Annotated in this window: 16 protein-coding genes; 11 read left to right on the top strand and 5 right to left on the bottom strand. The window is 53.4% G+C overall.

Annotation, left to right across the window (positions count from 1 at the left end):
- Positions 1-27: 27 nt before the first annotated feature.
- The 3 genes from tssD to ACOTX5_RS20930 are packed head-to-tail and all read left to right on the top strand — an operon-like array spanning position 28 to position 1,472.
- On the top strand, positions 28-513 hold the full coding sequence (gene tssD, locus ACOTX5_RS20940; RefSeq protein ID WP_017383637.1) for a type VI secretion system tube protein TssD: 486 nt from the start codon (positions 28-30) through the stop codon (positions 511-513).
- 9 nt (positions 514-522) lie between these two features.
- Complete coding sequence (locus ACOTX5_RS20935) at positions 523-888, top strand: tlde1 domain-containing protein (protein ID WP_072052498.1); 366 nt, start codon at positions 523-525, stop codon at positions 886-888.
- The gene (locus ACOTX5_RS20930) at positions 885-1,472 is read left to right on the top strand and encodes a hypothetical protein (RefSeq protein ID WP_223832644.1); all 588 of its coding nucleotides are present in this window, start codon (positions 885-887) and stop codon (positions 1,470-1,472) included. The genes ACOTX5_RS20935 and ACOTX5_RS20930 overlap by 4 nt, the downstream gene beginning before the upstream one ends.
- A 32-nt stretch (positions 1,473-1,504) precedes the next feature.
- Here the strand turns inward: ACOTX5_RS20930 and ACOTX5_RS20925 are convergent, their stop codons facing one another.
- From ACOTX5_RS20925 to ACOTX5_RS20910, 4 genes are all read right to left on the bottom strand, one after another.
- Entirely contained in the window at positions 1,505-1,948 is a 444-nt protein-coding gene (locus tag ACOTX5_RS20925) for a GNAT family N-acetyltransferase (protein WP_017383639.1), read from the bottom strand.
- 48 nt (positions 1,949-1,996) lie between these two features.
- Complete coding sequence (locus ACOTX5_RS20920; RefSeq protein WP_223230145.1) at positions 1,997-2,767, bottom strand: GlxA family transcriptional regulator; 771 nt, start codon at positions 2,765-2,767, stop codon at positions 1,997-1,999.
- A gap of 353 nt (positions 2,768-3,120) precedes the next feature.
- Positions 3,121-3,600 carry a hypothetical protein gene (locus tag ACOTX5_RS20915; protein WP_045910970.1) on the bottom strand — a complete coding sequence of 160 codons (480 nt, stop codon included), beginning with the start codon at positions 3,598-3,600 and terminating at the stop codon, positions 3,121-3,123.
- A gap of 1 nt (position 3,601) precedes the next feature.
- On the bottom strand, positions 3,602-4,390 hold the full coding sequence (locus ACOTX5_RS20910) for a winged helix-turn-helix domain-containing protein (RefSeq protein WP_045910971.1): 789 nt from the start codon (positions 4,388-4,390) through the stop codon (positions 3,602-3,604).
- Between the two features lie 834 nt (positions 4,391-5,224).
- Between ACOTX5_RS20910 and ACOTX5_RS20905 the strand changes: the two genes are divergently transcribed.
- Genes ACOTX5_RS20905 through ACOTX5_RS20880 form a run of 6 tightly spaced genes read left to right on the top strand, consistent with a single transcriptional unit; the run spans position 5,225 to position 11,260 of the window.
- Positions 5,225-5,827: a helix-turn-helix domain-containing protein gene (locus tag ACOTX5_RS20905; RefSeq protein WP_015570068.1), complete on the top strand. Its 603-nt coding sequence runs from the start codon at positions 5,225-5,227 to the stop codon at positions 5,825-5,827.
- A 52-nt stretch (positions 5,828-5,879) separates the two neighbouring features.
- Positions 5,880-6,464, top strand: coding sequence for a fimbrial protein (locus ACOTX5_RS20900; RefSeq protein WP_032668879.1), 585 nt, complete (start codon positions 5,880-5,882; stop codon positions 6,462-6,464).
- A gap of 53 nt (positions 6,465-6,517) precedes the next feature.
- On the top strand, positions 6,518-7,195 hold the full coding sequence (locus ACOTX5_RS20895; RefSeq protein ID WP_032104018.1) for a fimbrial biogenesis chaperone: 678 nt from the start codon (positions 6,518-6,520) through the stop codon (positions 7,193-7,195).
- A gap of 23 nt (positions 7,196-7,218) precedes the next feature.
- The gene (locus tag ACOTX5_RS20890) at positions 7,219-9,744 is read left to right on the top strand and encodes a fimbria/pilus outer membrane usher protein (RefSeq protein ID WP_045910973.1); all 2,526 of its coding nucleotides are present in this window, start codon (positions 7,219-7,221) and stop codon (positions 9,742-9,744) included.
- Positions 9,735-10,253, top strand: coding sequence for a fimbrial protein (locus ACOTX5_RS20885; RefSeq protein ID WP_015570071.1), 519 nt, complete (start codon positions 9,735-9,737; stop codon positions 10,251-10,253). Before ACOTX5_RS20890 ends, ACOTX5_RS20885 begins: the two co-directional genes overlap by 10 nt.
- Positions 10,253-11,260 carry a fimbrial protein gene (locus tag ACOTX5_RS20880; RefSeq protein ID WP_017383645.1) on the top strand — a complete coding sequence of 336 codons (1,008 nt, stop codon included), beginning with the start codon at positions 10,253-10,255 and terminating at the stop codon, positions 11,258-11,260. The genes ACOTX5_RS20885 and ACOTX5_RS20880 overlap by 1 nt, the downstream gene beginning before the upstream one ends.
- A gap of 1 nt (position 11,261) precedes the next feature.
- On the opposite strand, the gene ACOTX5_RS20875 is transcribed toward ACOTX5_RS20880, so the two are convergent.
- On the bottom strand, positions 11,262-11,786 hold the full coding sequence (locus ACOTX5_RS20875) for a lipocalin family protein (RefSeq protein ID WP_015570073.1): 525 nt from the start codon (positions 11,784-11,786) through the stop codon (positions 11,262-11,264).
- 117 nt (positions 11,787-11,903) lie between these two features.
- Between ACOTX5_RS20875 and ACOTX5_RS20870 the strand changes: the two genes are divergently transcribed.
- Both ACOTX5_RS20870 and uraH read left to right on the top strand, forming a co-directional pair.
- A complete protein-coding gene (locus tag ACOTX5_RS20870) occupies positions 11,904-12,629 on the top strand; it encodes a MerR family transcriptional regulator (RefSeq protein WP_017383646.1) in 726 nt (241 codons plus the stop codon).
- Between the two features lie 99 nt (positions 12,630-12,728).
- Entirely contained in the window at positions 12,729-13,139 is a 411-nt protein-coding gene (uraH, locus tag ACOTX5_RS20865; protein ID WP_017383647.1) for a hydroxyisourate hydrolase, read from the top strand.
- The last annotated feature ends 28 nt before the right edge of the window (positions 13,140-13,167 follow it).

The following is a 13,167-nucleotide window of genomic DNA, read 5'->3' as shown; positions in this document are numbered from 1 at the left end:
TCCCTCAGTCTATAAAAGGAGATTGAGATGGCTATACCTGTTTACTTATGGCTCGAGGATGATTCAGGCCGGAGGATTAATGGATCTGTCGATATAAAAGATCGCGAAGGTTCAATAGAAGTGATTGAATTTATGCATTCTATAGAACAACCTATAGATAAATTCTCCGGTAAAATCACTGCAAAACGCATTTGTAGTACCTATGCATTCATGAAAGAGATTGATTCATCATCCTCTTATCTATACAAAGCCTTATGCACTGGGCAAACACTTAAAAAAGCAGAGTTCATATTTTACAGAATCAACTATAACGGACTTGAAGAGGCTTACTTTAAGACAACTTTAGAAAATGCAAGAGTAGTTCAAATTGAACCACTCATGTTTGACATTAAACTACCGCGAAACGAACGCTATACACATTGTGAATATGTAGATCTAACATATGAAAAAATAACATGGCATTACATAGATGGAAACATCATTCATTCTGATACCTGGAAGGAACGCGCTTAAGGAGAAAGTATGTCCTGGGAATATGATGTAAAAGAGCACAAATTTTATCTAGATGGTGTCTACCAATTTGATGCAGATTACGCAGGTGCTAGTGGTTACAAAAACGATCCGTCACAAGAATGTGTAAAAAACAGCGGACCGCTGCCACGAGGTACCTACACTATTGGGTCCCCTCATAATTCAGCCCACACCGGGAAATATACTCTCAGCCTCACGCCCTACTCGACAAATGAGATGTGTGGTAGAGACTCATTTAAAATACATGGTAAAAGCAGTTTGCACCCTGACGACTCTTCAGAGGGCTGCATCATTGCTCCTCTGAGTGCCAGAAGGAGTATCTGGAAAAGCAACGATACGGTATTGATAGTCAAATGAAGCGTTTATTTTGTTCATTGCCATTACTCGTTGCAGTCAGTTCGCATGTCTCAGCAACGGAAATGACCGGCTTCGCGACCGAGTATTACGATGAAGACGGATCATTGACGGAAATTTCTACAACAGTGCCCCTTTCACCGACCATCGCTATAGGCAAGCAAGCCGTACGAATGGAGGTTACTCACCTGTCAGATATCACCAGCACACCAGTTAACAAAGACAGCTCAGCACGCTGGGTCTGCCTTCATGACGACGATGGCACGAATTACTGGTTCATTTCTGATAACGAAATGGGTGCAGGATTGTTAACTGCGCTAGTTATTGCCAAAGATGGCATCCATAAAGAGTGTGCTAAAACAACGGAACCTGTCAGCGTCTCAGTCGCGAATGTTCCATTGTTGAATGCTACTCACAGGAATCTAATTGAAATGTTCGGCAAGAAAGGGATCGCCAAAAAGAAAGCGATACTTTTTTATCAGGAGACGCCAGTACAGAATGGATTCATCCAGAGTAATACGGTCTCGTATTACTTCGATGGCGAAAAAGTGCGTGGTGTAATCATCGGGCAAATTACCAGTAACTAGCTTGCAGACGCCCTCTCCAGAGGGAGAGGGCGTTAAGCCTGTCCACTCAACCGCATATGCAACAATGGAAACGGATTCCCCTGCCCGTCCAGCTCCGAGCGCCCGACCTGCTCAAACCCCATATGACGATAAAACGCCACCCCCTGCGGATTCTGCTCGTTCACATCCACTTCATTTACGCCGAATTCTGCAATGGCATATTGCAGCAGCATTTTCCCGATACCCTTCCCCCGGCTCGCATCATCCACAAACAGCATTTCAATGCGATTTTTATCCACGCCCAAAAAGCCGTGAATAATACCCACGTCATCCCGGGCAATCACAACCCTGAGATTAGGCAAATATGCGTTGAGCAATAACGGACGCAGCGCCGCGATATCGCTTTCCTGCAAAAAGCGGTGCGTGGCGCGAACGGACGACTCCCAGACTGCGACGAGGCGTTCAAATTGTGAAGGGTGTGCGGCTTCTATTTTCATGGTGATATTCCGGTTGAGTAAAGTTTCAGGGCAGCAATGTAATGATATTCAGCTCTGCGACGTACGCCACACGCCAGGCGTACAACCATACTCCGTCTGAAAATGACGAATAAAGTGCGCGCAGTCGCTGAACCCCATCCGCTGCGCAATATCCGTCACGCTTTGCTGTGAGTTCTTCAGCAGCCAGCAAGCATAGCGCAGTCTGGCGCTGCGGATAAATTCGCGGGCCGTTTTGCCGAATTCTGCGTGGAACAGTCGGTTGAGCTGGCGTTCACTCAATGCCACTTCTCGCGCAAGCCCGGCGGTGGTGAGCGGCCGGGTCAGGAACTGTTCTATCAGCATGACGGCGCGGCGCAACCGCGAGTCAGGGATAAGCGCAAAATTCGCCGGACGCGGGGTGGCAATTTCATGCGGAACGAGCGACAAACGCTGACAGGTGGTGCTGGCGATATCATCCCCGGCATGGGCGCGGATAAGCTCAGTTGCCAGCGTCAGGGTGGAAATACCGCCCGGGCAGGTCAGCACATCGCCATCGTCGATGAAATCATACCCTTGCTCAGCATAAACCAGCGGGAAAGCCTGCCGAAATGCATCAAGGTGGAAAGGATGGATGGACGCTCGTCGTTCATTCAGCAATCCTTCCTGTGCGAGGACAAAACTGCCGGTGCCAATGCCAATGAGCGGAACCCCGGCATGGTGGGCATGTGCCAGATACGCTTTATCCCCCTGATACCCTAAGTCCAGATACTGCAATTCACCGCCGATAACAGCAAGGTAGTTAAAACTGTCCGGCGGCGCATGGGGAGAATCCGGTCTCATGATAATCCCCGCATTGCTGATAATCGGGATATCAGGAAATTCACTTATCAGGCTGATTTTAAATGCTAATTTATCCTGAGCTTTCGCTGCATAACGCAGCGCCTCCAGCAACCCGGAGACGGCCAGGAGTGAATAACGGGGCCATAATATCAACCCAATATGCAGACACTTTTCCGGTACTGATTTCCCCCCATCGGAGGAGTCAAATACACTTTTCATTTACTTGCCAAATTTAAAATTAATTACATTATCGCAACATGATCTGTCGCACTTTTTATTTCTAAGGTAATCCTGATATTTTAAATCAAGCATAAATGAGACGGGAGGAAAATATAATGTTTTTCTCGTTTATATCATTCTTTTTTTGAGCCACGACACACATATGTCGGTAATGTTCCTAAGGTAAAGATATAGTTACCATTATGTTGTTCATTGATCCGCATATAAATACTCTTGCCCGGATAGACAAAGAATTGCGGTTCATATTTTTCCAGCCAGCTGTCGTCGACATTATCGTCCGGGAACGTCATATTTTTTTCTGACGTCAGCAAATAGAGATGATCCTGTCTATCCACCCGAAAGGAAATTTTCCTGTCGATGGTTTTACCCGGATCGCTCTTTGCCCGGCCATTCATGCTCAGGGTGCCGAATTTCCCGTCGAAGGTGTAATTCAGCCAGACCGTCAGCGTCTCATCCGGATGGTGCTGGACCAGATTAGCCTGGCATGAAAAAGGCTGAACGTAAGTTCGGTGCCACAGGTAATAGCCCGTCAGCACGCCTGCCGTGACGAGGCCCGTCACGTTGATATACAGCATCTGCCGAAAACGAGTCATGCTAGCTATCCTTCAGGAAATAATCAGATATACAGCGGTTCGGTTCTTTCATTGGCCGGTCGCAGCGAATAACCGACGCACGAGGAAGCAGAGCGTACCAGCTGATGTAAACCCAGGGATATTGCACGCATTCAGCCTTGAATTGTTCCACATAGGTCAGCGCTGAAGCGCGTTCAGCGTGAGTCTGAATGTCGTTCGCAAGATAAACGCGACAGGCTCCGACGGATGCCGCAAAACGGTAATCCTCAACAAAACGGTTTTCTGTGGCGTTCATATATCCCGTCACGCCTGCCCCGGCCAGGACGATCAATAGCCCCATGACGACAGCCAGCCAGCGCGTGGGCTTCCTGGCAACGGGCGTTGCTGGCTCGGAGGATGCAGAGACCTCCTCGATCGCTGGCGCCTCCCCACATTGTTCCTCTGCGGGTTGAGGCGCGACGGGTGAAGACTCTCTGACGGTTATTTGCGTGTCGCTTGCCAGCGTCAACCCAATCCGCGGAATGGTAACGATAGGGTCAGTTTCAAAACCAATCTTTTTGAGCCCTTTGCGCAGGATGGAGATGTTCTGGTAATAGGTATTGGAGGAGACAAGCATGCCGCGGCTTTGCCAGACAATATCAAGGAACTCTTGCTGAGTGACAATCGACCCCGCTCTGTCGATTAATAACAACAGGCATCGGCCTGCTGGCGAATTTAACACAACCACACGGTCAGGATTGTTGATATCACGTAACGTGCTGGCCGCAGGATGAAATTCGACGATATTATTTATAATGTAATGCTTATGCATAGGGGCAGTATGAATTCTCCGGTTAACAGATGTTGAACCTGGGTCACCGCATGTATGGGATGACATTCACGTCGGGATTAATGTGACTGATTAACGTCATGCTGTATATCTTCGCCATTGGCGAAAAATCTTAATTTATATTTCATCCCTTAAGCTTCACTGAACCTGCATAAGAACTCAACCCTTGTAGAATGCGGCTTGCAGAGCCGCTTCATCCGCGATCATCCTCATTATGATGTTTTGTGAAGTGAATTTCCGCTCCACAGAAGTATCTGACTACCGGCAGCATCTCATTTATCAGGGCCTCATCTTTTGGCGCACTTCTCGCCTCTTGACATTGACAAATATCTACATAAAAAAACATTGTACGCCACGGACATGCGTGTCTGAAATATTCAGCACCCTTAAGCCTTAAGCTTTCTCAACCTGACCAATATCAATAACTTACATGGTTTTTGTATGCTTTTAAGCCACCTTTCTATCAGTTTTTATCGATGATAACATTCGTAAATTGTTATTCCCCGTCAGCAACTTCACACCCGCACTGACACCAGACGACAAACTCCTTACAAAACATTTATCAAAGCTAAATTTTCATTAAAAATAGCGGCTATCATAATTTACAGAAAGCGAAGCGGAATAAGACCAATCAGAGGGAAGCGTCGTAACCGGTCTCGATCTTAGTAATTAATACAATTTTAGATTAATTCAGATTACCTCTTTATTGGCCGACGTATAGTAGGCCTACAGTATGCAATACGTCATTGCTTCGAGAATACTGGCGATAACCTTATAAATAATTCGCCTGATTACTATTATAAATCGAGGAATAACATGACGAACAATAGCCAAATAACACAGCATATAACTGTTGCACTGATGGGCGGCGATCATTATGCAAGAAACGGCATTAAAACGTTATTAAGCAGCATCCGCGACGACCTTCACATCATTATCATCGAAGGAGGTTATCAGGAACTGGATAAGGCGCTGTCGTCGATTCGTATCGATATCTTATTTATATCCGGCGCAGAGAAATACCATACAGGGTATGACTCACTGAAATATTTAAAAAAAATCAAAGTCACGCAGCCTGAAGTGATTATCTGCCTGTACTCAACCTCTGCCCATTCCCTGTTATGGGTCCGGGAAGATATTGATGCCTATATCTCGCTACAGAACACGGTTTATCAGTGGCGGATAAAGCTAGCAAAAATGGTCGATAGCCATTATCGGCCCCAAAAGCAGCCAGCGGCGTTATCGCTGACGCCTGGAGAAAGGAGGGTATTAAAGGAACTCAGGAACGGACTGGATATACGTTACATCGCAGAACTGGAGAAACTTTCTTATCGCCGCGTGAGCGCCTTAAAAAGCTCAGCGATAAGGAAACTCGGGCTCAGGAATAAGACAGATTTGCTGGTCTTTTTAACCAGTTAGACCTGCCGCTTTCAGAGCAAATCTCGTAATAAAAAAATCAAGGAACTATGAAATGAAAGCACGCCTTACTTGCCATTCTCTGCTGGCATTAAGCATTGCCGCCCTGCTGCCAGCGGGCGCAGCACTGGCCGCCACCACCAGCGGCGGCACGGTTAACTTCAGCGGTAAAGTGGTGACCTCCGCCTGTGCCATCAGCGCCGGTAGCGCCAATATCGACGTCGACATGGGTGAAGTGCGTACCGCCACGCTGGCTGCCGCAGGCAGTGAAGCCAGTACCGCAAAGGCCTTCTCCATCACCCTGGAAGATTGCGAAATCGCCGATACCTCGGCGTCCACGGAAGATAACCCTATTGCCGCAACGACCGTGGCTATCACCTTCACCGGTACACCGGACAGTACCGATGTGAATAGCCTGGCCGCGGGAGTAAACGGCGGCGCGGGCTCGGCGCAGCATGTCGCTATCCGTCTTTATGACGAACAGGGCAACGTCGTCAGGCTGGGTGAGCCGGCAGCAGCGATCCCCCTGCGTGCGGGGGCGAACATCCTGAACTTCAGCGCGAAATATTACTCCCCACTGGGCAACGCCACGGCGGGTGATGCCAGCGCGGTCGCCACCTACACCGTGACCTATTCGTAATCTTCAGGCCCGGTCTGCTGGCCGGGTCTGACTCAGCTTTCAGGAGACGCACTATGCGCGTAAACACATGGATTTGTCTGGCTGGCACGTTATGTTCATCCGCCGTGTACGCAGGCGGCGTGGGGTTAGGCGCAACGCGGCTGATCTACACCGGCGCGGCTACGCAGACGATGATGCAGGTAAGAAATACCCACCCTGATGCCACGTTTCTGATCCAGTCCTGGATGGAAGACGAGAAAGGGAGCCGTACCAACGACTTCGTCATCACGCCGCCGCTGTACGTCATGAAGCCCGCCAGCGAAAGCGCGGTGAAAATCATGTTCAGCGGCGACGCCCTGCCAGCCGATCGCGAGACGCTGTACTGGATGACGGTCAAAGCTATCCCACAGCAGGTTAAAAACGGTTCCGGCAATTCGCTGCAATTCGCCTCTGCCAACCGCATCAAGGTCTTTTATCGCCCGGAGCGGCTCAGGGAAGGTGCAGGGGAGGCATGGAAAAACCTTGCCGGCGCCTACCGCGCGGGCAAGGTCACGCTGACCAACCCAACGCCGTATTACCTCACCACCATTAACGTGAAAATTGATGGCAGGCCGGTGTCGCCCGTCATGGTGCCGCCGAAATCCAGCGTGACGCTGGCAGACACCTTCAGCCATGCGAGCAGCTTAAGCTACCAGACGATTAACGATTATGGCGCCTGGACGCCCGTTACCCGCACGTCATTGTCCCAATAATAAAAACAGTAAGGCGTGACCACATGAAAATTAAAATCCTGTGCGCCACGGCGATCGCCCTGGTGATTCGGCAAGCCGTGGCTGCCGAAAGCGAGCTGCAATTTAATCCTGCGTTTCTCAACGGCGAGCGCGCCAACAGCGCCGATCTCGCCTGGGTCAACGCCGGGAGCGCGTTGCCGCCGGGCGAGTACAATCTTAACGTGTATATCAACACCCAGTTCGCGTTCACAGGTAACGTCACGTTTCGCGTCGCTGAAAACACCGCCGGTGAAGCCCTGCCTTGCCTTACGCCTGCGCAATTCGCCGCACTTGGCATCGACAGCCGTCAGGCTAAAGGGGGTGAGCTGCCGCCTGCGCAGCGCTGCATTTTTTTAACCCGGTCATTCGCCGATACCCGGTTTGATTTTGACCAGAGGACGCTTACCCTCAACTTCACCGTACCGCAAAGCGCGATGCGCGCTCTGCCGCGCGGGTACGTCAGCCCGGAGAGCTGGGAGTCCGGCATCCCTGCCGCGTGGCTGAACTATGTGGTCAATGGCGCGAATAATGACTACCGGGGCGAGACGCGCACGCGGGAACAACAGCTGTTTGTGAGCCTCAACAGCGGCGCCAACCTGGGCGCATGGCGGCTGCGTGATTTCACCACGTGGACCAAAGAGAGTAACGAGCTCACCCACGTCCAGACCTGGCTACAGCGGGATATCCGCGCCCTGCGTGCCCAGGTTTATGCCGGTGAAACGTTCACCTCATCGCAGGTGTTTGACGCCGTTGGCCTGCGTGGGGTTGCCCTGAAGACCGATGACAATATGTTGCCCGCCAGCCTGAGCGGTTACGCGCCCGAAGTGCGCGGCATCGCGCGCGGCAATGCCACGGTGACGGTTCGCCAGAACGGTAACGTCATCTATCAAACCTCCGTTCCGCCGGGGGCGTTTGTGCTGAAAGATCTCTATCCGACCTCTTCCGGCGGCGATCTCGCGGTCACCATTCAGGAGAGCGACGGTAGCCAGACGCAATACACCCTGCCCTTTGCCAGCGTGCCGAATCTGGTGCGTAACGGTCAGGTCAAATATGCTCTGGGGGCGGGGAAATACCGCCCTGCGGGCAATCAGATCTCGCCCTCCTTCGCGCAGGGCGAGCTGTTCCTGGGCTGGCGATACGGCCTCACGTTTTATGGCGGGGCGCAGTTTTCCGATCGCTACAACGGCCTGGCCTTCGGTATCGGGCAGAATCTCGGCCGCTTTGGCGCCTACTCCCTCGACCTCACCCATGCCCGCAGCCAGCTGGCTGATAACCAGCACTACACCGGTGATTCGGTGCGCCTGCGGTACAGCAAGCTGCTGAACGATATCGGTACGCGGGTCAATTTCTTCTCGCTGCGTTACTCAACGGCAGGGTTTTATACCCTCAGCGATACCACTTACAAAGGCATGGCGGGCGGAGCGCCAAAACAGACCGTGGAAGACGATGGCACCGTCACCACTCACTACGACACGGTTTACAACCTGCATATGTCGCGTAAGGCAAAAAATCAGCTGCTGTTGTCGCAGCCGATGGGCGAATACGGCGCGCTGTCGCTGTCCTGGGATCAACAAACCTACTGGAATACGTCAAAAACCACGCAAAGTTTGCAGTTCGCGTGGAACGCGACGTTTCGTAACCTGTCGCTTGGCATCAGCGCCCAGCGTAGCTCTGGCCTGTACGACAACAAGAAAGACAATATCCTCGCGTTGTCCCTGTCGGTGCCGCTGGGTAACCCGGCGCTGTCGACCCGTCTCCGTTTTACCGCTACCCATGCGGATCCCGCTGGCACCACCGCCAGTACCGGTGTCAGTGGTTATCTGCCGGGGCAGGAGAATCTTTTCTATAGCGTCAACCAGCGCTACAGCGCGCAGCAGCACTACGGCGGCGATGCCGCGCTGCAATACGAGGGCGCGTGGGGAGACTATAACCTGGGCTACAGCTACGCCGGTGACTCCCGCAACCTCAGTTACGGGATGAGCGGCGGTGCGGTGCTGCATGAGGATGGTCTGACGCTGAGCCAGCCGCTCGGGAACACCAATATTCTGGTGAAAGCCCCGGGCGCCAGTCATGTCGCCGTGCTCAACCACAAGGGCATCAAAACCGACAGCCGGGGCTATGCGGTGATCCCGTACGCCACGCCGTATCGCGTTAATCAGGTTGCGCTGGATGTCACCACCGTGGGCAATGACGTGGAACTTGAGAACGCCATCGCCAATAAAATCCCCACCGACGGGGCACTGGTTCGCGCCACCCTCACCACGCGTCAGGGGGCAAAAGCGATGTTTATCGTACGTCACGCTAAAGACGTGCTCCCCTTCGGTACGCTGGTCTCGTCAGAGGATGACAAAGCCAGCGGTATCGTCGGCGACGGCGGCAGCGTGTATCTGACCGGCCTGTCAGCGGAGGGAACATTGCATGCCGTATGGGGGCGCAACAGCGCCCAGCGCTGCACGATCCGCTATGCGCTGAACCCGCAGAATTATCACGCCCGCACCGGGCTTTATTCCCAGGAGGTCATATGTCAGTAACCATCCGGTTCCTCCCCCTGATCCTGCTGATGTTCATCACCGTTCCCGCGCGCGGCTATGACGTGCTGGTTTCCGTGACCGGCAACGTGATCGGCAATACCTGCATTGTCTCGGAAGATTCGAAGGAGCAAAACGTGCCGCTGGGCACCCTCGGCGTGAAGCAATTTAGCGAGGCGGGCGCGGTCAGCAATATCAAAACGCCCTTCACGCTCACCCTTGAAGCATGCGGCCCCACCTTTGCTGGCGTGAAAATCCGCTTCAGCGGTACGCCGGATGACGAGAACCCGCAGCTTCTCAAAGTCGCTGACGGCGGCGCGACCGGCGTGGCGGTGCAGATTCTGGATAAAGACAGCGTACTTATCCCGCTGGACACCCAAACCGCTGCTTACGGCGCGGCGGGGGATGACAGCGTAAAAATGACCTTCTATGCGCGACTGGCCGCCACGGGTGCGCCGGTCAATGCCGGAGACGTTTCGGCAGTGGCGACCTGGACGACGGAGTATCAATAATGCGTTTACTGTTTTTAGCCCTGTTTTTCATGTCCTCTCAGGCGCTTGCCCTCTCCTGGACATCGGATATCACCCTTTCGCCAACGCCCATGTCGTGGTCCGGCCCGGCAGACTCCATCGTGCCTGGAAAGACGATCGGCTCTGAATGGAGCGCCTCTGCGAGCGTCTCGGAAGTGTTCTGGTGCGGCCTGGTATTTACCTGCTCCAAAGGGACGCTGGAGCCGAGCAGCAGTATAACCGCCACCGGCATCACGGTTATTCTTGATGGCGCAAATTACATGGTATTTGAAACGGGCGTGCCCGGCATCGGCTTCATTCTTGGGCTTAAAGATTATAACGGCACCACCTATGTCCCGATGCAGACGGGCATTACGCAGAGCTATCCGGCCGATGGGACTAACGGTTACGCCACCGCACTGGGCTGGTCGGCAAAAGTGACGTTTATCAAGACCGGCGTTCCGCTGAAATCCGGCGTATACCAGACCCCGACCATTAACGCGGCGATCCTGACGGCCTATAACAACGAAGTGAAAACCGCGCAGGTGATCATCAACCCCACCACCATCACGGTGACGGCAAGCGGCTGCACGGTAGGCACGAAAAGCGCCAACGTCGACCTGGGCACCATTGATATTCACACGCTGCCCAGCGTAGGCAGCACCTCGCCGTCGGGGGAGTTTAACGTCAGCCTGACCTGCGATGAGAACGTGGCGGTTAACGCAGTGATGACCGATCAGACCACACCGTCAAATACCTCGTCGGTCGTGACGCTGACCGGGGACTCCACGGCCTCCGGCATTGGCGTACAGTTTTTCTATAACGGTACCGGGCCGCTGATGATGGGGCCGGACAGCTCGTCCGCAGGTACGACGGGACAGTTTTTCATCCAGACCACCAGCTCGGCACAAACGCTGTCCCTGCCGTTCCAGGCGCAGTACATCCGAACCGGTGAACTGGTCCCCGGCTCGGCCAACGCCCTGGCAAGCATCACCTTTTCGTATCAGTAGGTTAGTGCTTCACCCACACCAGCTGATCGACCCGGAAGCCCAGCTCGCGTGCGGTGTTCAGGTAGTCCTGTTTTACCGCATCCGGAATGGTCGGGGTGCGCGATAAAATCCACAGATAGTCGCGGTTCGGGCCGCTGACCAGCGCGTACTGGTACTTATCATCCAGCTTGATCACGTTATAGCCGCCGTAGAACGGGCCGAAGAACGATACCTTCAGCGCAGCCGTGGTCGGTTCGCCGGTAAAGTACGCCTTTCCTTCGCTCTCATTCCATTTTTTCTTCACCGGATCGTAGCCGCGGTTCAGTACGCTGATACCGCCATCGCTGCGCTTGCCGTACGTCGCGGTGACCTGTTCCAGACCGCGCTCGAAGCGATTTTCCAGTCGGGCGACTTCATACCATTTGCCGAGATAGCGGCTGGCATCAAAGCCGGTAATGGGCTGCACGCCTTTCGGCGGCGTGGGAGATTTACAGGCAACCAGCGTCAGCGCAATGGCGACACCGGTAACGACAGGCCATAGCCTCATGAGAACTCCTTTCATTTACGCGGTTGGACGTTAAGTGTAGCGCACCCGTGCGGCGCTTCATCCCGTCGGGGAATATTCGTAGTATATTGAGACAACTCCTTCTCTTCGGATGCAGACATGGCTTACTCCATCGGCGAATTCGCCAGACTCAGCGGCATCACCGCCACCACGCTGCGGGCGTGGCAGCGACGCTATGGCTTGCTCAAACCCGAGCGTACGGACGGCGGTCACCGCCTGTACAGCGATGAGGACGTTCAGCAGGCGCTGAAAATCCTCGACTGGGTAAAAAAAGGCGTACCCATCGGTCAGGTAAAATCACTGCTGGAACGCCCTGCGCCGCGCCGCGCCAATAACTGGCAAACCCTGCAACAGGCCATGCTGCAAAAGTTGCAGGAGGGGAAAATTGAGTCCCTGCGTCAGATGATTTACGACGCCGGACGCGAATACCCAAGGCCAGAGCTGGTCACTAACGTGCTGCGTCCGTTGCGCAGCCAGATATCGGCCAACGTCGCCGCCGCCATGACGCTGCGTGAGATCCTCGACGGCATCCTCATCGCCTATACCTCGTTTTGCCTTGAGGGCGATAAAAAAGCGCCGGGCGATAACATCCTCATCAGCGGCTGGCATCTGAACGACCCCTGTGAGATCTGGCTTGAAGCTCTGACGCGCACCGGCCAGGGCCACCGCATCGACATACTGCCGGTTCCCCCTGCCGCGCTGGCCCCGGAAATTTTCCCGGACCGCAAATGGCTGCTGGTCACCAGCGGTAAACTTACCGCCGCGCGGAAAAAGCAGGTTGCGCAGTGGCAGCAGCAGGTTTCCCTTGAGGTGATTATCCTCTGATTATTTTCTGCTGAGGCAATCTTCACGAAAAGTTGAATATTTTTTCGCACAGCGAGTGCTAACGTTTTCCTGTCACCGACAACTCAACAGGAAAACACGATGAAAAAGACACTCCCTCTGATGATGCTGGCTACAATGGCTTTCGCGCCTGCCGCGTTCAGCGCCCCGGCAGGCACCCTGAGCGTTCACGTTCTGGACCAGCAAACCGGTATGCCGCCAGCGGATGTGGCCGTCACGCTGGAGAAGCAGGAGCAGGACAAGTGGACCCCGATTGCCAGCGGTAAAACCGACCACGACGGGCGCATCAAATCGCTCTATCCGCAGGATCAGGATATGGCGCCTGGCGTGTATAAAGTGACCTTCAAAACCGCCGATTACTTCCACGGTAAAAAGCTGGACTCCTTCTTCCCGGAAGTGCCGGTGCTGTTCACCGTCACCCGCACCAATGAAAAACTGCACATCCCGCTTCTGCTCAGCCAGTACGGTTACTCAACCTACAAGGGCAGCTGATTGCTCTTGATTTTAAAGACGATTTAAA

Origin of the sequence: Enterobacter cloacae complex sp. IR5441 (genome assembly GCF_049238215.1) — a bacterium.
In the GTDB taxonomy this organism is placed as follows: domain Bacteria; phylum Pseudomonadota; class Gammaproteobacteria; order Enterobacterales; family Enterobacteriaceae; genus Enterobacter; species Enterobacter hormaechei_C.
Note: the sequence above shows the minus strand (reverse complement) of the source record. Positions and strands in the feature narration are given on the sequence as shown.

Excerpts from the sequence above, each read along its gene's own strand:
- tssD (WP_017383637.1), top strand. The coding sequence starts at position 28 with ATGGCTATACCTGTTTACTTATGGCTCGAGGATGATTCAGGCCGGAGG.
- ACOTX5_RS20895 (WP_032104018.1), top strand. The coding sequence starts at position 6,518 with ATGCGCGTAAACACATGGATTTGTCTGGCTGGCACGTTATGTTCATCC.
- ACOTX5_RS20935 (WP_072052498.1), top strand. The coding sequence starts at position 523 with ATGTCCTGGGAATATGATGTAAAAGAGCACAAATTTTATCTAGATGGT.
- ACOTX5_RS20870 (WP_017383646.1), top strand. The coding sequence starts at position 11,904 with ATGGCTTACTCCATCGGCGAATTCGCCAGACTCAGCGGCATCACCGCC.
- ACOTX5_RS20890 (WP_045910973.1), top strand. The coding sequence starts at position 7,219 with ATGAAAATTAAAATCCTGTGCGCCACGGCGATCGCCCTGGTGATTCGG.
- ACOTX5_RS20880 (WP_017383645.1), top strand. The coding sequence starts at position 10,253 with ATGCGTTTACTGTTTTTAGCCCTGTTTTTCATGTCCTCTCAGGCGCTT.
- ACOTX5_RS20875 (WP_015570073.1), bottom strand. The coding sequence starts at position 11,786 with ATGAGGCTATGGCCTGTCGTTACCGGTGTCGCCATTGCGCTGACGCTG.
- ACOTX5_RS20915 (WP_045910970.1), bottom strand. The coding sequence starts at position 3,600 with ATGACTCGTTTTCGGCAGATGCTGTATATCAACGTGACGGGCCTCGTC.
- ACOTX5_RS20930 (WP_223832644.1), top strand. The coding sequence starts at position 885 with ATGAAGCGTTTATTTTGTTCATTGCCATTACTCGTTGCAGTCAGTTCG.
- ACOTX5_RS20925 (WP_017383639.1), bottom strand. The coding sequence starts at position 1,948 with ATGAAAATAGAAGCCGCACACCCTTCACAATTTGAACGCCTCGTCGCA.
- ACOTX5_RS20885 (WP_015570071.1), top strand. The coding sequence starts at position 9,735 with ATGTCAGTAACCATCCGGTTCCTCCCCCTGATCCTGCTGATGTTCATC.
- uraH (WP_017383647.1), top strand. The coding sequence starts at position 12,729 with ATGAAAAAGACACTCCCTCTGATGATGCTGGCTACAATGGCTTTCGCG.
- ACOTX5_RS20900 (WP_032668879.1), top strand. The coding sequence starts at position 5,880 with ATGAAAGCACGCCTTACTTGCCATTCTCTGCTGGCATTAAGCATTGCC.
- ACOTX5_RS20910 (WP_045910971.1), bottom strand. The coding sequence starts at position 4,390 with ATGCATAAGCATTACATTATAAATAATATCGTCGAATTTCATCCTGCG.
- ACOTX5_RS20920 (WP_223230145.1), bottom strand. The coding sequence starts at position 2,767 with ATGAGACCGGATTCTCCCCATGCGCCGCCGGACAGTTTTAACTACCTT.
- ACOTX5_RS20905 (WP_015570068.1), top strand. The coding sequence starts at position 5,225 with ATGACGAACAATAGCCAAATAACACAGCATATAACTGTTGCACTGATG.